Consider the following 17,483-nt stretch of genomic DNA (forward strand, 5'->3'; position numbering starts at 1 on the left):
CTATACCAAATAGTAAGATTTTTTGTAGTAGTCATGTGTTTTGGTATAAAATTAGATTAATAATTATTGAATGTAATGCTTTTTGGAGGAATTGTTTATGGCTGTTGTAAAATCGGTAAAAATTGATGGTGAAAAGATCCATGTATTTAAGAGCGCGATTTATATTTTTGAATCAAGTTCTGGATTTACGTTAGAATTAGACCTAATTGTTACTGAGGTTACAGTAAAAAAATATAGTAAAGAACAAACGTTAATTATGGCGATAGAACTAGAAGATGGTCGAGTCATTGAATCCATTATGCATGTAAAAACCCTGTCAGGGGGACTGCCTCAGCTTAATTTATTCTGCGATGTAGATGATATTGACGAATACGATCATATGGATAGAATAAATGAAAATAGTACATGGTTTCCGAATATAGAAGAGGGAATTACCATTGAAGAAATTAGAAAAGTAGAAATGCCTAACGAAAACATTAGTTTAAAATTAAACCTGCCCATTGATCAAGTAGAATGGTTGAAGAAGCAAAAGAAGAAGGATTTAAATCAATTATTTACAGAAATGATTCATAAACAATGGAAGAAATAAATCTTTAAAGATGGTGTTATTTATAAAGGGGATGACATTCATGCAAGTTACATTTGAGAGTATTTTTACACATGGTCATGTTGTAGTTGAAAATAACTTATATAAGCATTACCATTTTCCAGAGATGTTATCAAGATACGATAGTAATTTTATCGAGTATAAAACCTTACCGTCACTGGATGAATTTAAGGAAGCTGAAAGTTATTTAAGAGAATATCACCTGAAAAATGGACAAATGCACGTTAAGTTTAAATTTCCAGAAAACGAAAAAATACCTATGGATCTAGTGAATTACCTAAATCTAGCAGAATATGATATTGGGTTCCTTGAACTCTATACCATCCAGCCTGATCAGTTTCCCGCTGTGAAGGATCATCCTGATATTGAAGTTCAAATCGTAACCCAAAAAAACCTTATGGCTTTTCTTAACCTACAGTATCAGCAAGATATCGTATTTGGCAGTAATTATGCTAACCAAAAGGCAGAGTTAAATAAGAAGACTTTTGATAACCCAAATTTCATGCAACTTCTTGCATTATATAAGGGAACACCTGCTGGAGCAGTAGATGTAATTATTAAAAAGGATACAGCTGAAATTGATAATCTTGGAGTGGACGAAGCCTTTCAAAAGAAAGGAATTGGAAGCCGGATTCAAAAATTTGTCATGGATACATTTCATGATAAGACCATCATTTTAGTTGCGGATGGTATGGATACACCAAAGGAAATGTATAAGAAGCAAAACTACCAATATCTTAGCTATCAATATTATTGCCAAAAAGTAGAAGAACGATAGATTAGTAAACGAAAAAAGGGTTAAAATAAAATACGCAGAAAAAGCGACGGCAGAGCAGGCGGCAAAAGAAAAGGCAGATGCTGAGAAAAAGGATATAGAAGAAGTTGAGAGAATCGGTTATGAGACTGGAATTACGTATGATCAATTGGCACGAACCCCAGATGACTTTGAAGGAAAGAAAGCAAAGTTCAGTGGAAAGGTAGTGCAAGTGATGGAAGGTAAAGGAGAAACTCAATTAAGAATTGCTGTAAATGATAATTATGATACGAAATTATTCGTTGTATACGAGAGTGATATTCTTTCCTCAAGAGTACTAGAGGATGATAATGTAACTGTAAGTGGTAAAAGATTAATTACCTATCAATCAACATTAGGTGGAGATATTAGTATTCCTGCAATGGAAGTAAAGGTTATAACTATAAATAATTAAATTTATTCAAACTTTTAAAATAGAAACTTGGATTACCTTTTATCAAAATGCAGAGACACTCCTACATGATGGAGTGCTCTGCATTTTACTCGAGATAGGAAAGATCATGGAATCCTATTTCACGATATCAGATGTAAATCTAAATGGATTATTCGCCGCCTTTTTAAATTACCTGTATTGCTTAAGGTTCCATATCATGAATGAACCGCCCCGTATCAGGGTTTTTATAATCATTGTTACTCTCATTGTCATTCGAATTGAGATCATTTCGTACGGGACGGAAATTTACATCATTTTCTTGATTCAATGAATTTCTTTTATCAACATTACATCCGGCTAATAGTCCAAACGATAGACCAACGGATATCGCAAGGATTTTCCATTTGTTTTTCATGTCATTACTCCCTATATCATTTTATTTTTACTATGCACGAACTGAGAATTTTTTAGTCGAAAAACAACAAATAAGACTATTTTTTCTCGCCGTTCTATCGATAGCTTTCTAAAAATATATTTATCTAATATATGGATTTCGAATTTTTGAATTAAGCTTTAAAATGTTATACTTTTCTTGTAATGAAAAACATATTACTGGAGGAAATGGAATGTATACTTCTATCTCGCATTTTATTAATGAATGGAATCAAGAAGCTGCTTCTACGCAAAAAGTATTGGATGCCTTGACGGATGAGTCGCTTCAACAAAGAGTTTCGCCAGAAGACAGAACGTTAGGTTCCATTGCTTGGCATATTGTATCCAGTACACCTGGTATGCTTATTGAATTTGGTGTTACGGTTGAAGCAGTAAAAGACGAAAGCACTATTCCAACTTCAGCTAGGGAAATCGCAGAAACATTTCGAAATGTAAGCGCAGATACGAGTCAAGCAGTAGAGCAACAATGGACAGATCAATCACTAAGTGAAATGAAAAATGTATTTGGTATGGACTTGCCGAGAGCCGTAATGCTTAATATGCTTATCAAGCATATCGTTCATCATCGCGGTCAGATGACAGTACTCATGCGTCAAGCTGGATTACAGGTACCAGGCATTTATGGCCCATCAAGAGAAGAATGGAGCAAGATGGGTATGGAAGCTCCATCTATCTAAGCATTACATAATACGAAGGAAGCACTCTGAAAAAGGGTGCTTTTTCGTATGGAACTGCTATTCTGTTGATTGTGCTTACCTATAGTCAACCACTTGGATAACAATCCCCCAAAATGAATCGCTCTTAATAAATATACCAATTGAATTCCTTATTCTCCGCAATTTGACAAATTTCTCAGACTTTCGACGTATTTTGAAAAATCAAATCGAAAATTTACTGTTTTAGATGTATAATAGTTACTTGTGTTGTTCTATTAAAAAAAAGGAGGTTTTCATTTTGATGGAATGGACTTTAACTGGATTAATTGTGATCTCCGCTTTACTGCTTGTGTTTTCTTTAGTTAAGTCATATCGCGATTCAAAAGCTCAACATAAGCAAATTGATTTAGTTCATGTATCTCTTATGAAAGAAATCAATAGCATGCAAGACACTATCCGTGATATTGAGCTTGACATAGAAGTGGTCATGAAGGAAGCAGGAATTCAACTTTCAACAGACGAAAAGCTTTTAATGCGTGAAGTAATAGACTTATATAGACGTAATTACTCGATTGAAAGCATTGCAGAGAAAAAACAGGTAACAGAAAATGAAGTAGAGGAACTGCTAGCACCTTATCTGAAAGCAAAAGATGAAGGGGGACTAGCTGCCAATGCGAATTAACTTATTAAGCAGCTTTGCTGCAGGAATACTTCTTTCGACAACCATTAGTGCCGTCGTTTACTTTTCTGATAATGGTCATGAACTAAAGGCATCAGCTAAAACATCAGAAAAGGCTCAACTAACTGAAACCGAGATGAAAGATAAACTTGTACAAGCAGGCTATGTTGTTCAAACGAAGGATGAACTGGAAAAGACATTACAAGCTGCTAAGAGCTCAGAGACCACTTCATCAGATTCTAAAGAAAAAGAAACTGTAACCCAGGTGGTAGTTAATGTTGCGGATGGCATGACGAGCATAGATGTTGGTAATGTCCTTGCTCAAGCGAAATTAATCCCAGATGCTTTTGCCTTTACGAAGGATATTGAGAGCAAAGGATTGCAAAACGCTTTACGTCCAGGTTCATATGTAGTCGATAGTGGAATGTCATACGACCAAATCATTGCAACAATTTTTCCAAATTAAATAACGTTAAAAAAGCCGTTCTCATTTGAGTTCGGCATTTTTTTGTATGATATATATTACATTCGCCAATCCTTAGATATGAAAAATCAGTTCATTACTTTAGGTAAGATGATTAATTTTTTCATATTCATGTGTCCAATAAAATAACATATACTTAGAGTTTCGAAATAAATTGTTGTTTTATAAAAAATAAAAGGTGTTGGGATATATGAAAAAAATGGAAGAGTTGGATTTGAAAACGTTGTTGTTTTTCTTTATTCCTCTAGGCTTATCTGCAAGTCTTGTAACGTTGTCCCATATCATCATCAATAGCACATTGGTAAGGGGTGAAAATCCTGAGTTTATTATCGCGAGCTATGCAATTGCAATGAGTTTGTTTGTTATAACGGAAAGGTTAGGAGGCTTACTTCGTCAAACCTGTTCTTCCTTAATAAGGGATAAAAAGTCGTATAAAATAATGGCGAATTTCTCCACCTATTTAATCGTTAGTTTAATGTTGGTTGCCTTTTCAGTCGCCTATACACCTGCAGGTGACTTTATTTTTGCAAAGATTTTTGGGGCGGAGCAAAATATGGTGAAGGATATTAAAGGGATCTATCAGGTACTCATTTTTGTAACGATTTTTTCGGCTTTACGCTGTTTATGCCAGGGTATTATTATATATAACCGACAAACAAAATGGTTAACCATTGGAATGGTTATTAGACTCGCAGCTATGTATGTATTGTCCTTATACTTTATTCACACAGGTAATATTACAGCGAAAACAGGTGCAATCATTTTTCTGTTTGGAATGATTATCGAATGTATCATTAGCTTCATTGAAGCAAGGGTTTTAGTTCGCAAAATGCCTGAAAATCATGAGCAGCAGATAAAGTCAAAGCGGACTATTTTTAAATTTTACAGTCCGTTGATGTTTTCATCCGTTATTATTGTTTTAGTTGGACCAGCAATTAATATTTTTTTAGGTAAAACTTCCGATATAGAACTCGCCATCGCAAGTTACGCCATTGCTGGAAGTGTGGCACAATTATTTTTAAGCTTTTTCTCCTATATCCATCAAATTGTCATTAATTTTTATGATCATCATGAATCACAAGTAAAAAAGTTCTCATTTGTGGTTGGATTTATCCCATGCATAATGGTTGGCGTTTTTTGCTACACACCATTTGGTGCCTTTTTCTTAGAATATGTGATGGGGATAAATGGACGACTGTTACTTGCAAGTCTACAAGTCTTAAAAGTCTTTATGCTAATGGCACTTCTGTTTCCGTTCATCGATTACTTTAATGGACTATTAATGGTTTATAAAAAAACAAAAGTAACGATTTATTCTCAATCTGCCCATCTAATTTTTACCATATTGGTACTAGTGATTGGTATTAAATTTGCTGCACAATGGAATGGAATCATAGGTGCATTAGGAAGTTCAGTTGGTTTTTTAGCTGAATTAGTTGTCCTTATTGGTTTTGTCCATAGCTTCGAGCGCAAAAGAGGCAAACCCTCTACCCATTTACTAAAAAACCTAAAAAGTCAGAAAGGAATCGGTCATTAAACATTCTCGCTAAACATATAACGATTGGGATAAGCGAGAAGTTAAAGGACACCACTTGCAAAAGATAGAGTGAATAATTTAATCTTGATAGGTAAGTTTGTCCATTGCATGGAGGGAATATCATCATAGAATAGTAGCAATTAATAAATGGTGGTGACCTACATGATTACGATACACCAACCTGAAAAAGTTAACATCAACGGAAACGTACGCCTTCAGGCTATGTATGAAATCGATGGAATAAAAAGTGTACTTTGGTATGAGACAGATAATAAATACGGACAATACATGACCACGGAGCGTGTTGACGCATTTCTGGTGGGACTCCTTTGGCTTGGTCTTAAAAAAGGACGAAATATTCAAGTAAGAGGACCGTTATCCGAAAAACTTTATTATGGATTAAATCATCATTTAATCCCTTTAATTGCCCAAATTTATAAATACAAACCGATACAGATTCAATGCGATCACCTAATTTCAACACCTTTGTCGAATGAAGGGGGAGTTGGTACAGGGCTTTCCTGCGGAATTGATTCCTTGTGTACGGTCTATGAACATCAAGGGAAGTCCATTCCGGAACATTACCAGATCACCCATTTTACCTTTTTTAATACGGGCTCTAACCAAATGATGGGAAGCAAGCAATGGCAGGAGAAAATTTTTCAAGAAAGAGCAGCTTGGGCTAAAGCGTGTGCTGCTGAACTAGGGAAAGAACTTATTGTTGTAGATAGTAATATTCATGAAGTACTTAAGATGAGCTTTGTGAGAACTCATACATTACGGAATATATCAGCCTTGTTAGTATTTCAAAAGCTATTCCAAGTCTATTACTATTCAGCTGGGTATCATATCCTTAATTCTAAATTTAATCAGGATTCTGCTTCCTATGATGCAATTAGCCTGCCCTTACTGTCCACCGAGAATGTAAATTTCTACTCCGCTGGAAGCAACTATAGCCGTGTGCAAAAAACCCAAATGGTTTCTAACTTTAAAATCTCATACAAATATTTAAATGTTTGTCTTTTTAAAATCAAAAATTGCGGTCGATGTCTGAAATGTAAAAGGACCTTGCTGACATTAGATATTTTGGGTGCAATTGAAAAATATCGAAATGTTTTTAACCTTGATGCCTTTTATAAAATAAAAGACTCTTATATACAAGAGGTCATAGCTTCCAGAAATGCTGATCCATTATATAAAGATATTTACGATGAGATGATACGTAGACGCTACTTAAAGCAAAAGAATGATACCTAAAAATCATTTAGAGCAATTGGCGCGATAGGACTTTCACTTGGATTATTAGCTGAATTAATCGTTGTATGCGGCTTTGTCCACGCCATAGAACGTAAAGAAGGTAAAGCTAAAATGTTTAGCGTAAAAGGATTATTGAGAGCAGGAAAGTAGCGATAGTCAGGATTTTAGGGTAAAAGGTAACCGCCAAATCTGCATTTGGTGGTTTTCTGCGTTATTTCTGAAAAATTATGAATTCGGGAGTCCTTAATAATCCTTTTAAACTATTAGAACTAATTCTGTACTTTTTCTAATATCTCCTTCAAGTAAATGGCTGGAATGGCAGCACCAACAATTTCTTTTGTTTCGATATCAGGGTTTTGTAATGTGGCAAATATGACACCAATCACCTCACCTTGTTTGTTTAGTACAGGGCTTCCACTATTACCTTTATAAATGGGAGCCTCGATCATCATAACCGGGACGTTCCAGCCAGTTAACTGCACTTTGCCTATCATCGTACCTTGATTAGCGATTTGGGTAAATGCTAAAGGATTCCCAATAAAAATGATTTTCTCCCCAGCCCATTTTTCCCACTTATTTTCAAAGGACAAGGGGAGATAGGGCAGGTTTTCTGCCTCAATATCGACTATTGCAACATCCACGTCTGGATATCTAGCAATTACATGGCCAATATATGAATCTCCGGAATTAAAATGGACATTAACTCTATTTGTTCGCTCGACCACATGTTCATTGGTAACGATAAATCCAGTAGGGGAGACGGTAAATCCTGTCCCTTTTACTCCATCCCATTCAATCGTCACAACAGATCTTTTGTATCTTTTTACCTGTGGCTCTTGTGATAATTGAGTCGACACTTTCACAAAGTTAATAGCAGGAATATTGAATATAGAAACCCATACCTCTAACCCGCTGATGGCAAGCGCCAGCGCTAGCATTGAACTAATGATTTTAATAATAAATTTTCTTCGTTTTTTGTTTTTTTGTTTCTCTTTTTCCCATTCAAGCTTATCATCTGGGTTAAAGAATGCTTCCCAGTCCATTTCATCATCTGTAGGTTTTGGATTGTTATTTTCGGTATCCACGTATTATCCCTCATTGCGAATTTTATATATTCTATTATATCGAAATTGAATGAAAAACGAATGATTATTATCCAACACCAATTTCATGATAAAATTTAAAAAAAGGCTGAGAGGACTTATATGATGGAAATAAAAAAAGTATCTATTATCGGATTAGGAGCATTAGGGATATTATTTGGGAACCATTTTGCTAAAAGAATGCCAAAGGATGATGTAAGGATTATAGCTGACCGTGAGCGAATCGAAAAATATAAGAAAGCAAATGTCTATTGTAATGGAGAACCTTGTGACTTTCATTATGTAACACCTGAAGATCAATGCGAACCAGCAGATTTACTGATTTTTACAGTAAAATATGAAGGCTTACATGATGCTATTCAAGCAGCGAAACAACATGTGGGAAAGGACACAATTATTTTATCAGCCTTAAATGGAATTACAAGTGAAGGTATCATTGGCCAAGCTTATGGTATGGATAAGATTCTTTATAGTGTCGCCCAAGGGATGGATGCAGTAAAGGTAGGAAATAAGCTTACATATGACCATATGGGAATGCTTTGCTTTGGTGATCAAAAGCCTGGAATGATTTCAGACAAGGCTAAGAGTGTGGCTGATTTTTTTGATAAAATTAATTTTCCATATGAGGTAGACACGGATATGAATAAGCGGTTATGGGGAAAATTTATGCTGAATGTTGGAGTCAATCAAACCGTTGCTGTTTATAAAAGTAATTATGGTGAAATTCAAAGGGATGGTGAAGCAAGGGCAACCATGATTGCAGCCATGAGAGAGGTCATTACCTTATCTGAATACGAGGGGATCAATCTAACAGAAGCTGACCTGAATTATTGGTTAAGTGTATTAGCCACATTGAGTCCAGAAGGGAAACCGTCCATGGCACAAGATTTGGAGGCGCGGCGTTACAGCGAGGTGGCTTTGTTTGCGGGAGCCGTTTTAGAAATGGGTGAAAAATACCGAGTGCCAACCCCTGTGAACAAAAAACTTTATGATACGATTAAAGCTATTGAAAGTACTTATTAATAAGGTAACCTTTTTAATATGGATGGTTTAAATCAAGAAAAGTGCAGGGCACCTTCCTCAATGTTGGGATGGTGCCTTGCATTTTAAATACAGGAGTATATTAGTTTATAGCCCGTTTTTCTTCATCTTTCTCTTCTTTTTTATACCCATTTGCCCAGAATTCTGCATTCTTAATCCCTAATGCGGTAGAGTTAAATTCAGGGTCTTTTCCTTGTTTCAATTGCTCTTCATAGTCCTTTAAAGCGATATTTGCCGGTTTGAATAATAAAAGAATAGCGATTAAGTTCAACCATACCATGATTCCAAGTCCGATATCACCCATTGCCCAAGCTGTCTCTGCCGTCCTTACGGATCCATAGAAAACGGATCCTAAGAGAATTAATTTTAATATGGTCATAGCTAATTTTCTTTGTTTGCCTTTAACTAGGTAAGCAAGATTTGTTTCTGCAATGTAGTAATAAGCAAAAATCGTCGTGAAGGCAAAGCAGAATAGAGCCAGCGCAATAAATCCTGATCCGAATCCCGGAATAATTGTATCAACGGCTGCTTGAGTATAAGCAGGACCACTTTCTACTCCTTTAAGATTCTCCACTAAGACTTCCCCAGTTTTTTCATTTACTGTATTGTACGAATTTGTAAATAAAATCATAAACGCAGTCGCTGTAACGATTAAGAACACATCTAGATAAATTGAAAATGCTTGGACTAGTCCTTGTTTTGCCGGGTGTGATACCTCTGCGGCTGCTGCAGGGTGAGCGCCTGTTCCTTGTCCTGCTTCATTCGCATATAGACCACGTTTTACACCCCACATAATGGTTGAACCGAGAATACCACCGAACATTCCCTCAGCGCCAAATGCACTTTTAAAAATCAGAGTAAATACTTCTGGAATTCTATCGAAATTCACCACAATGATTGCTATGGCGACAAGTAAATATCCGGCAGCCATAAAAGGCACGAGAAATTCCGCAACTCTCGCGATCCGCTTAACCCCGCCAAAAATAATAAGTCCCATAAGTAAGACAACTACTAAACCGGTAATGGAACTTTCAATTCCAAAAGCATTGCTAACACCTTCAGCAATTGCATTCGCCTGAATACCTGGCATGAGTACAGCCATTGCGAGGAGTGTTGCAATGGCAAAAATAACGGCAAACCATTTCCACCCAAGCCCTTTTTCAATGTAGAAGGCAGGTCCTCCTCGATACTCTCCATCTTGCTTTTCTTTATAGATTTGGGCAAGGGTAGACTCAACAAATGCAGATGCTGCACCGATGAAGGTGATTACCCACATCCAAAATACAGCTCCAGGTCCACCGAAGGCAATTCCCGTTGCTGTCCCGGCAATATTCCCGACTCCAATACGGCCTGATAAAGACATTGCCAATGCTTGAAAGGAAGAGACACCCTCATTGGAGCTCTTGCCAGAAAATAGTAGACGAACCATTTCCTTTACATGACGAATCTGCAGAAATCTTGTGCGTACACTAAAGTACAATCCGACTGCACAAATAAAGATGATGAGTGGTGCACTCCATAAATAACCATTAATGCCATTAACAAGTTGCTCGATCATAAATTTCCTCCTTTGTTATGTATTAATTAAGTAATAATATCCAGATGTTGTATAACAAGATGATAATAAAATTATAGTTTAAGATAGGATGATATATCAATAGAATATTCAATAAATTCTATATATTACGATAAATAAATAATATGTACTATGCTAGAGATAGATAACAGTATTAAAACATGAGGATGTCGGGGTTGTGCCAAACGTAAAAAAGGACAAACTTCTTTTATGAAGATTGTCCATTTTCCTCGTAATTGCTGTGGCAACTAAGATTTACTGTTTTTTGAAAATGCATGGGTTAAAACATTTTTAATGATACTCGGCTTCATCAAGGATGAAACCGGACTAACTAGGTTCATTACTTTGACAAAATTGTCGTAGACATCTTGATTTTGTGAGGATAAAATAAAGATGTTTTTTGCATACCATTGCTGGAGGGTGAGACCGTATGGTTTTTTTCCAGTAGTAGCTGGATAACGGTAATCTTCTGTTATGACCATATTCCAAATAGGGGAAATGATACTAGCAGACTTTTTATGAAAGAATCTAGGGATTTTGTGTAATTCATTCTTATGCTGCTGTAACAGTTTTTGTAACGAAAGTGCTTCTAATATGGCAATACTCATACCTTGACCAAATACAGGATCAATCCTGCAAATCGTATCCCCAATTAATAATAGACCATTCGGTAAATTTCCTATCTTATCAAAACGTCTCCAAATGATAGTCGGGATACGATAAATGGAAGTCTTAGATAATGGTTTGGCTTCTTTAATTTCTTGATAAATATCTAGTATCGGCAATTTTTTTGATAGTTCTATAAAACCTCTGTCACCTTTTAATACCTCTTTTTCGTTTATTGCACCATGATAACCCATAAGTGTGACAATATAACGATTTCCTTCCACCTTCGAAATCGTTCCGCCAATTTTTTCTTGAGGGGGGTTAGGATATATCATCTTAATTTTCCAGTCTCGTTCATGATGATTATTTAGTTCAAATTGTTTACTAATATAGCTTAAGTCAATATCTACCTTTTCTGAAGGGATTGAAATTCCACGTTTGTTCATCCAACTGGAAGTAAGACTGCTTACGCCGCTTGCATCTACTACTAAATCTGCTCGTAATGAACCAGTTTTTAGTTCCACACCAATGATACGATTTTCTGCTTTATTATATAAATAATCCTGGACGATTTGATTATATTGAATTGTAACATTCGGAATTTTTTTCATATATTGCTCTATATGCCATTCTAAATGTGGCCGCGTCTGAAGCGTAGTCCTATAGCCGCCATCAAATCGGACCTTCCATGACCCATGATGAAACCATGATAAATCGATGGTTGAATTGATATTTATAGCTCCGCTGCTATAAAATTTCTCCGTAATATCAGGAAATAACTCCTCAAGACCATATTCACCGGCGTGCAGGAGCGCGTGTAAATGCTCTCCTTGCGGGGCACCTTTTCTGAAACGGTCCTTCTGGTTTCTGGTCCCTTTCGATGATTATGATTTCATTATAATAATCCGATAACACTCGTGCAGCTAACTTACCAGAAATACCGCCGCCAATAATGATTGCCTTTTCCTTTGAAGACATGGGATGAAACACCTGCCAAACAAATAAATTTTCTCATAGAAAAAGTAACCCGATCTCAGGTTACTTAAAGGTTAGGCACCAAGCCTATCAGAAATATACAAAGAATTACTTTCGTCCCAATGAAAAATCCCTTCTTGAAGTCTTATGACTGAATCGAATGGGCGGGGGATTGGTAATTTCCCAACTTCTTTTAACAATTCCTCTCGTAATTGCAAAAGTTCTGTTTTGGAGGCGATTCGGACAACACTATTCAATGAAATATTCTTTACATTTATTTGTTTACTGGAACAAATGCTGTCTTGAAACGGCTTGTTAAATTGAATCATCATTTCTAAATCATTCAGGCAGGCTACACCAAAAACATCTTTTATTGTGTCATCGTATTTAAGCTGATAACCAGTCGCAAATTTAATAATATTTTTCTCTGGGTTTTCTAAAATATAAATGGTATCAATATGATTTTTCACTTTTTTCACCCTTTTGCTCATATTTAATTAAAATCTAGTCTATTTATCGTCTACAGTAGTAAAACAACGCTTTAGTTTATTAAAGCACATCATTATTTTATTATAGCATAGATTCCATTTTTGGTGTAAGAGACAAGCTTTATATTACATTTGTCATACTCTGCATATGACACCTGGTACTTACACGATTATCTATCCTTCTTTATACTTGGATTAACGACACAAACTGAAGGGAATTAAAAATATGTCAGTACAAGATAATACGAAAAATTTAAGAAAACAAGTTGCTCCATTTGAAAAATCTACCACAAAACAAAGTGTAATGCAGATTATTAACACAGTTGGACCGTTTATCCTTTTATGGTTCCTTGCCTATCAAAGCTTATCTGTTTCTTATTGGTTAGCATTGGTTCCAATTATTGCAGCAGCCGGGTTTTTAGTACGAATTTTCATTATATTTCATGACTGTACGCATCATTCTTTTTTCAAAAATAGAAGTGCCAATAGAGCAGTCGGTACTGCAATGGGAGTTTTAACACTGTTTCCGTTTGATCAATGGGGACACGAACATTCTGTTCATCATGCAACAAGTGGTAACTTGGATAAGCGTGGAACAGGAGATATTTGGACACTTACTGTTGATGAATACTTGGCAGCACCACTGAAGCTTCGTATAGCTTATCGTTTATATCGTAATCCGTTAATTATGTTTGGCATAGGACCAATCTATCAGTTCTTGTTGAAGAATCGTTTCAATCGTAAAGATGCACGCAAAAAAGAACGAATGAACACCTATTTAACCAATGTTCTTATTGTTACTTTGATTGCATTGCTTTGCTGGGCAATTGGCTGGCAGTCATTTCTACTCGTACAAGGAACGATTTTCATGATTTCTGGGTCTTGTGGAATCTGGTTGTTTTATGTGCAGCATACCTTTGAGGATTCTTACTTTGAAGAAGATCCTAACTGGGAATATGTAAAAGCAGCTGTGGAAGGTAGTTCTTTTTACAAGCTTCCAAAACTTTTGCAATTTTTAACTGGGAATATCGGTTTCCATCATGTTCACCATTTAAGCCCTAGGGTTCCGAATTATAAACTAGAAGAAGCTCATAATCAGGCGCTTCCATTACAAAACGTACCAACAATTACACTTGCAACGAGCTTAAAATCACTTCGTTTCCGACTTTGGGATGAAAACGCCAAGAATTTTGTTGCTTTTAAAGATGTAAAAGCTTTAGCAAAAAAACGAATTTCAGTTCAAGCAAAACCAGAAGTGTAAGACCCACTCTGCAGACTCTCCTTAAATGAAGGGGAGTCTCTGCATGATTCGCAGCTGTCTGATAAGGAGAGAGAGAAATGATTCGAATTGTAATCGCAGAGGATCAGGGGCCGCTATTAGAGGCAATGGGTAATCTGCTAAATTTAGAAGATGATATCGAAGTCGTTGGTCAGGCAGTTAATGGGGAAGAGGCACTATCACTCGTCCGCCAATTACAACCAGATGTTTGTATTATGGATATAGAAATGCCTGAAAAGAGTGGTCTGGAGGCGGCAGAAGCTTTACAACTTACAGACTGTAAAGTAATTATTCTTACAACCTTTGCTAGACCGGGCTATTTTCAACGGGCATGGGATGCAGATGTAAGAGGGTATTTATTAAAAGATAATCCTAGTGAAGAGTTAGCTTTTTCCATTCGTAGTGTTATGGATGGAAACCGAATTTTTTCAAATGAACTCATGGACGAATTTTCTAGCGAAGAAAATTCTGCTGTCCCTCAAAAGAACTACGATCAAAATAAAAATACGGGTACAGTAAAAAATTATTTTACATCCATTTTTGATAAATTTAAATTACCTACAGGTTAAAAGCATCCAATCAATTTGGATGCTTTTTTTATGAATATGGGTATTATTGGACTTAAAAACATTAGAGCAAGCATATGAGGGCTAGATTAATACACATCGAACCACATTGGTTCATCATCATCAGGATCGCCATTGTAATTGATAAAAATTTCTTGACCCTTTTTTATATTTGTATAAGCAAAAATATCAATCGTCTTATTTTGTAAATTTAACTTATATAAAGCATTGGGGGTGTAGGAGTGGTTAAACAGAGAGCCATATCCCAGCGCTAAGGCACAATCTTCTAGATCTTCACCCCACCAGAATGCATATTCAACTAAGATTGTTTTTTTTAAATACTTATACTCATCCTTAGGGGAAATAATGACTGGTGCTTCATGGATCAGCTCGCCTTTCCTAATATTACGAGTTGCAAAGATTCCTCTGCCGTACTTCGATTTCTTCAATTCAAACATTGAGACATCACCACCATTTTAAACTTTTGGTTAAAAACACCTTCGTATTAATTTATGAATGAATGGATATTTTTGTTTAAGTAATCCTATAAAAAGAAGATAAATTAGGAGGTGCTCCATGACACTAACTTATAAAACCTATTGTAGAAGTGAATACGATGAATTAAAACGTGTTATTCTTTGTCAGCCTCAATATATGACAATTCGAGAGGTAATCAATGACACACAGAAGGAGTTTAAGGATGAAGGCATACATATTAAAACTGCACTCGAACAGCACAGGGAATTTGTTAGAACCTTAGAAGAGAATGGTATAGAGGTTATTTTGTTACCCTATCATAAAAAATTTCCTGAACAGGTATTCACAAGAGATATTGGTTTTACCCTGGGACAAACCATTTTTGTTGCCAAGATGGCACATGATGTTCGTATCGGGGAAGAGGGTGTATTAAGACAGTGGCTTGATGATGAAGAAATGTCTTATTATCATTTGGCAGAAGGCAGGATTGAAGGTGGAGATGTAATCATTGATGGGGAAACCATATATGTTGGGTTAAGTAACCGGACCCATCAGCAGGCGGTTGACCATTTGCAAAGTATACTCAACCAATTCGATGTAAAAGCAATATCCTTTAAGGAAAAATATCTCCATTTGGATTGTGTTTTTAATGTTATTTCACCAGATGTGGCCTTAATTTATCCGCCGGCATTAACAAAAGAGGATATCGAGCTTTTTTCATCTCGATATGAATTGATTGAAGTTAGTGAAGAGGAACAGTTTACGTTAGGTACGAATGTATTAAATATTGGGAACAAGAAAATTTTAAGCTTACCCGTAAATAAACACGTAAACCGAGAGCTTGTGAATAGAGGGTTTGAAGTTATTGAGGTCGACATAACTGAAATCATAAAATCAGGCGGTTCCTTCCGCTGTTGTACTCTTCCAATCTTGCGTGGTTAATAAAAGACTGTCCGAGTATTTCGGACAGCCTTTCCTTAGAAATCATCACAGGTTATTGACCTTGCTGATTTCTTAAAGTTTGTTCAGCGTAGGCAACGAGACGTTTGGTCATTTCGCCTCCGACTGAACCATTTGCTCGTGCGGTCGTATCAGCACCAAGTTGAACTCCAAACTCGTTGGCGATTTCTTCCTTCATTTGATTCAGAACATTGTCTGCACCAGGAACCAGTAGTTTGTTTCTAGCCATGATACATCACTCCCGACGAAGTTATTTGAGCAATCAAGAATTGCTCGTATATAATTTGCCCTTTTTATCTATCGTGATTCTGTCATTAGTTGGTGTAATAATTCTGGGTATAATAAGGCTGCGATTTTTCATTAAAAGCAACGCCCACTCCTAAGTACTCGTAGTCTTTACGTAAGATATTCTCACGATGCCCAAGGGAGTTCATTAAACCTTCATGGGCAAATATACTGCTTAATTGTCCATAAGCAAGGTTTTCCCCAGCCAATTGAAAAACAATGTCATCTTCTTTCATTCGGTCAAATGGTGATTGACCCTCAAGATTCTTGTGATCAAAATAATCCTTCTCTGCCATATCTGCACTATGTTCACGAGCAGTTTCTCTAACATGATCATCCCACGTTAAGATGGGGAGCTGATGATTGACTCTAGCAGCATTCGTTAAATCAAACATTTGATATTCAAAGCCCTCTTTCAAGGCTGGAGTCGCATTTGTATAAAAATCCTTTTTATTTTCCTCTAATGATTTGCTAATAATTTGTATGGCTGTTACAGTATTATTCTCATGTTTATCATAAAAAATGGTTACATAGGTATCATCGACTAAAAATAAATCATTGTCATTATTCTCTTGCAGCTGATAAATAACCATTCCTTTTTGAATTTTGGTGATTGGCTCACCAAGGATGGTACGTACTGTTTCTTTTTCACTTCCTATTTTAATCCCATTCGTTGAAGTAAGTAGGTCTTGATTCGTATATAAACCTGCTGCTAGGTTGTTTTCGTTATACATTACCATAAAAAAATCATGGTAATTCTCATGATAAGCATACCAATTTACACCATATTCATTAAGTGTTACCCGCTTAGCTATCCCTAAATTATGTTCAATGTCAATTTTGGCATTGCCAAGCTCAGTATTATGAATGGAAAAGGTTTGTTTAGCTGGTTGTGTTAACTCCAACTTATCCTGCTGCTCTTCCACAGTTTTATCTTCCTTTAACGGCATTTCTTCTATTTGGAAGCCAAGCTGTTTCAACATTTGTTGGATATCATCGTATAAAATACTAATCGTTTCTGGTACTTCTAGTTTCTCTTTTAATGTAGATACAAAATTCGCATGGATATTGGAATTGTCCAGCTGTTTTGAAATAAAGGGCCAAGAAATATATAATAAAAATAATAATGCAACTAATCTAAGTAAACGGAACATCATCATTCCTCCAATTCTATTAGGAGTTTAGCCAAGTTCGAATAAATATAAAATAAATTTGCCAGTAAATCAAGATATATCTGCTTAATTTTAATTTTATCTGCGAAAATAAA

Annotated in this window: 20 protein-coding genes and 1 pseudogene; 12 read left to right on the plus strand and 9 right to left on the minus strand. The window is 35.9% G+C overall.

The window, feature by feature from the left end; translation table 11 throughout:
• The first annotated feature begins 97 nt into the window (after positions 1 to 97).
• The 3 genes and pseudogenes from V7108_RS21170 to V7108_RS21180 form a co-directional block, all read left to right on the plus strand.
• Positions 98 to 589, plus strand: a complete 492-nt coding sequence (locus tag V7108_RS21170) for a hypothetical protein (protein ID WP_335569329.1) — start codon at positions 98 to 100, stop codon at positions 587 to 589.
• 40 nt (positions 590 to 629) lie between these two features.
• Positions 630 to 1,385, plus strand: coding sequence for a GNAT family N-acetyltransferase (locus V7108_RS21175; RefSeq protein ID WP_335569330.1), 756 nt, complete (start codon positions 630 to 632; stop codon positions 1,383 to 1,385).
• 34 nt (positions 1,386 to 1,419) lie between these two features.
• Positions 1,420 to 1,815: pseudogene (locus V7108_RS21180) on the plus strand (hypothetical protein); the annotation flags it as partial.
• Positions 1,816 to 1,996: 181 nt separating this feature from the next.
• Here the strand turns inward: V7108_RS21180 and V7108_RS21185 are convergent.
• Positions 1,997 to 2,209: a hypothetical protein gene (locus tag V7108_RS21185; protein ID WP_335518756.1), complete on the minus strand. Its 213-nt coding sequence runs from the start codon at positions 2,207 to 2,209 to the stop codon at positions 1,997 to 1,999.
• Positions 2,210 to 2,420: 211 nt separating this feature from the next.
• On the opposite strand from V7108_RS21185, the gene V7108_RS21190 reads away from it, so the two are divergent.
• The 5 genes from V7108_RS21190 to V7108_RS21210 all read left to right on the plus strand — a co-directional run bounded on the left by V7108_RS21190 (position 2,421) and on the right by V7108_RS21210 (position 6,860).
• Positions 2,421 to 2,924 (plus strand): DinB family protein, encoded by a 504-nt coding sequence (locus tag V7108_RS21190; protein ID WP_335518758.1) that lies wholly within the window; start codon positions 2,421 to 2,423, stop codon positions 2,922 to 2,924.
• Between the two features lie 280 nt (positions 2,925 to 3,204).
• Positions 3,205 to 3,585 (plus strand): hypothetical protein, encoded by a 381-nt coding sequence (locus V7108_RS21195; protein ID WP_335518769.1) that lies wholly within the window; start codon positions 3,205 to 3,207, stop codon positions 3,583 to 3,585.
• Positions 3,575 to 4,048: an aminodeoxychorismate lyase gene (locus V7108_RS21200; protein ID WP_335569331.1), complete on the plus strand. Its 474-nt coding sequence runs from the start codon at positions 3,575 to 3,577 to the stop codon at positions 4,046 to 4,048. The genes V7108_RS21195 and V7108_RS21200 overlap by 11 nt, the downstream gene beginning before the upstream one ends.
• Positions 4,049 to 4,256: 208 nt before the next feature.
• Positions 4,257 to 5,603, plus strand: coding sequence for a multi antimicrobial extrusion protein MatE (locus V7108_RS21205; RefSeq protein WP_335569332.1), 1,347 nt, complete (start codon positions 4,257 to 4,259; stop codon positions 5,601 to 5,603).
• Positions 5,604 to 5,765: 162 nt separating this feature from the next.
• The gene (locus tag V7108_RS21210) at positions 5,766 to 6,860 is read left to right on the plus strand and encodes a hypothetical protein (RefSeq protein ID WP_335569333.1); all 1,095 of its coding nucleotides are present in this window, start codon (positions 5,766 to 5,768) and stop codon (positions 6,858 to 6,860) included.
• Between the two features lie 269 nt (positions 6,861 to 7,129).
• On the opposite strand, the gene V7108_RS21215 is transcribed toward V7108_RS21210, so the two are convergent.
• Positions 7,130 to 7,945 (minus strand): S1C family serine protease, encoded by an 816-nt coding sequence (locus V7108_RS21215; RefSeq protein WP_335520445.1) that lies wholly within the window; start codon positions 7,943 to 7,945, stop codon positions 7,130 to 7,132.
• A gap of 120 nt (positions 7,946 to 8,065) precedes the next feature.
• On the opposite strand from V7108_RS21215, the gene V7108_RS21220 reads away from it, so the two are divergent.
• Positions 8,066 to 8,986 carry a ketopantoate reductase family protein gene (locus V7108_RS21220; RefSeq protein ID WP_335569334.1) on the plus strand — a complete coding sequence of 307 codons (921 nt, stop codon included), beginning with the start codon at positions 8,066 to 8,068 and terminating at the stop codon, positions 8,984 to 8,986.
• Positions 8,987 to 9,086: 100 nt separating this feature from the next.
• On the opposite strand, the gene V7108_RS21225 is transcribed toward V7108_RS21220, so the two are convergent.
• From V7108_RS21225 to V7108_RS21240, 4 genes are all read right to left on the minus strand, one after another.
• On the minus strand, positions 9,087 to 10,562 hold the full coding sequence (locus V7108_RS21225; protein ID WP_335520436.1) for an alanine/glycine:cation symporter family protein: 1,476 nt from the start codon (positions 10,560 to 10,562) through the stop codon (positions 9,087 to 9,089).
• 266 nt (positions 10,563 to 10,828) lie between these two features.
• Complete coding sequence (locus V7108_RS21230; protein WP_335569335.1) at positions 10,829 to 11,797, minus strand: glutamate synthase subunit beta; 969 nt, start codon at positions 11,795 to 11,797, stop codon at positions 10,829 to 10,831.
• Positions 11,798 to 11,981: 184 nt separating this feature from the next.
• Positions 11,982 to 12,164: a hypothetical protein gene (locus V7108_RS21235; protein ID WP_335569336.1), complete on the minus strand. Its 183-nt coding sequence runs from the start codon at positions 12,162 to 12,164 to the stop codon at positions 11,982 to 11,984.
• Between the two features lie 71 nt (positions 12,165 to 12,235).
• Positions 12,236 to 12,631: a hypothetical protein gene (locus tag V7108_RS21240; protein WP_335520430.1), complete on the minus strand. Its 396-nt coding sequence runs from the start codon at positions 12,629 to 12,631 to the stop codon at positions 12,236 to 12,238.
• Between the two features lie 244 nt (positions 12,632 to 12,875).
• On the opposite strand from V7108_RS21240, the gene V7108_RS21245 reads away from it, so the two are divergent.
• Complete coding sequence (locus V7108_RS21245) at positions 12,876 to 13,910, plus strand: fatty acid desaturase (RefSeq protein ID WP_335569337.1); 1,035 nt, start codon at positions 12,876 to 12,878, stop codon at positions 13,908 to 13,910.
• A gap of 77 nt (positions 13,911 to 13,987) precedes the next feature.
• Positions 13,988 to 14,497, plus strand: coding sequence for a response regulator (locus V7108_RS21250; RefSeq protein WP_335513115.1), 510 nt, complete (start codon positions 13,988 to 13,990; stop codon positions 14,495 to 14,497).
• Positions 14,498 to 14,583: 86 nt separating this feature from the next.
• On the opposite strand, the gene V7108_RS21255 is transcribed toward V7108_RS21250, so the two are convergent.
• On the minus strand, positions 14,584 to 14,952 hold the full coding sequence (locus V7108_RS21255; RefSeq protein ID WP_335513113.1) for an SET domain-containing protein: 369 nt from the start codon (positions 14,950 to 14,952) through the stop codon (positions 14,584 to 14,586).
• A gap of 118 nt (positions 14,953 to 15,070) precedes the next feature.
• On the opposite strand from V7108_RS21255, the gene V7108_RS21260 reads away from it, so the two are divergent.
• Positions 15,071 to 15,913 (plus strand): dimethylarginine dimethylaminohydrolase family protein, encoded by an 843-nt coding sequence (locus tag V7108_RS21260; protein ID WP_335513111.1) that lies wholly within the window; start codon positions 15,071 to 15,073, stop codon positions 15,911 to 15,913.
• A gap of 52 nt (positions 15,914 to 15,965) precedes the next feature.
• Here V7108_RS21260 and V7108_RS21265 read toward each other — a convergent pair whose 3' ends face one another.
• Positions 15,966 to 16,160: an alpha/beta-type small acid-soluble spore protein gene (locus V7108_RS21265; RefSeq protein ID WP_335569338.1), complete on the minus strand. Its 195-nt coding sequence runs from the start codon at positions 16,158 to 16,160 to the stop codon at positions 15,966 to 15,968.
• An 85-nt stretch (positions 16,161 to 16,245) separates the two neighbouring features.
• A complete protein-coding gene (locus V7108_RS21270) occupies positions 16,246 to 17,370 on the minus strand; it encodes a CAP-associated domain-containing protein (RefSeq protein WP_335569339.1) in 1,125 nt (374 codons plus the stop codon).
• Positions 17,371 to 17,483 lie beyond the last annotated feature (113 nt).

It is taken from the genome of Neobacillus vireti (genome assembly GCF_036962345.1).
In the GTDB taxonomy this organism is placed as follows: Bacteria; Bacillota; Bacilli; order Bacillales; family Cytobacillaceae; genus Neobacillus; species Neobacillus vireti_A.

What these genes read in the sequence shown, in the direction of transcription:
- V7108_RS21185 (WP_335518756.1), bottom strand. Translation starts at nt 2,209, where the DNA reads ATGAAAAACAAATGGAAAATCCTTGCGATATCCGTTGGTCTATCGTTT.
- V7108_RS21195 (WP_335518769.1), top strand. Translation starts at nt 3,205, where the DNA reads ATGGAATGGACTTTAACTGGATTAATTGTGATCTCCGCTTTACTGCTT.
- V7108_RS21230 (WP_335569335.1), bottom strand. Translation starts at nt 11,797, where the DNA reads ATGAAAAAAATTCCGAATGTTACAATTCAATATAATCAAATCGTCCAG.
- V7108_RS21245 (WP_335569337.1), top strand. Translation starts at nt 12,876, where the DNA reads ATGTCAGTACAAGATAATACGAAAAATTTAAGAAAACAAGTTGCTCCA.
- V7108_RS21260 (WP_335513111.1), top strand. Translation starts at nt 15,071, where the DNA reads ATGACACTAACTTATAAAACCTATTGTAGAAGTGAATACGATGAATTA.
- V7108_RS21225 (WP_335520436.1), bottom strand. Translation starts at nt 10,562, where the DNA reads ATGATCGAGCAACTTGTTAATGGCATTAATGGTTATTTATGGAGTGCA.
- V7108_RS21190 (WP_335518758.1), top strand. Translation starts at nt 2,421, where the DNA reads ATGTATACTTCTATCTCGCATTTTATTAATGAATGGAATCAAGAAGCT.
- V7108_RS21200 (WP_335569331.1), top strand. Translation starts at nt 3,575, where the DNA reads ATGCGAATTAACTTATTAAGCAGCTTTGCTGCAGGAATACTTCTTTCG.
- V7108_RS21210 (WP_335569333.1), top strand. Translation starts at nt 5,766, where the DNA reads ATGATTACGATACACCAACCTGAAAAAGTTAACATCAACGGAAACGTA.
- V7108_RS21270 (WP_335569339.1), bottom strand. Translation starts at nt 17,370, where the DNA reads ATGTTCCGTTTACTTAGATTAGTTGCATTATTATTTTTATTATATATT.
- V7108_RS21250 (WP_335513115.1), top strand. Translation starts at nt 13,988, where the DNA reads ATGATTCGAATTGTAATCGCAGAGGATCAGGGGCCGCTATTAGAGGCA.
- V7108_RS21235 (WP_335569336.1), bottom strand. Translation starts at nt 12,164, where the DNA reads ATGTCTTCAAAGGAAAAGGCAATCATTATTGGCGGCGGTATTTCTGGT.
- V7108_RS21265 (WP_335569338.1), bottom strand. Translation starts at nt 16,160, where the DNA reads ATGGCTAGAAACAAACTACTGGTTCCTGGTGCAGACAATGTTCTGAAT.
- V7108_RS21170 (WP_335569329.1), top strand. Translation starts at nt 98, where the DNA reads ATGGCTGTTGTAAAATCGGTAAAAATTGATGGTGAAAAGATCCATGTA.
- V7108_RS21205 (WP_335569332.1), top strand. Translation starts at nt 4,257, where the DNA reads ATGAAAAAAATGGAAGAGTTGGATTTGAAAACGTTGTTGTTTTTCTTT.
- V7108_RS21255 (WP_335513113.1), bottom strand. Translation starts at nt 14,952, where the DNA reads ATGTTTGAATTGAAGAAATCGAAGTACGGCAGAGGAATCTTTGCAACT.
- V7108_RS21220 (WP_335569334.1), top strand. Translation starts at nt 8,066, where the DNA reads ATGATGGAAATAAAAAAAGTATCTATTATCGGATTAGGAGCATTAGGG.
- V7108_RS21175 (WP_335569330.1), top strand. Translation starts at nt 630, where the DNA reads ATGCAAGTTACATTTGAGAGTATTTTTACACATGGTCATGTTGTAGTT.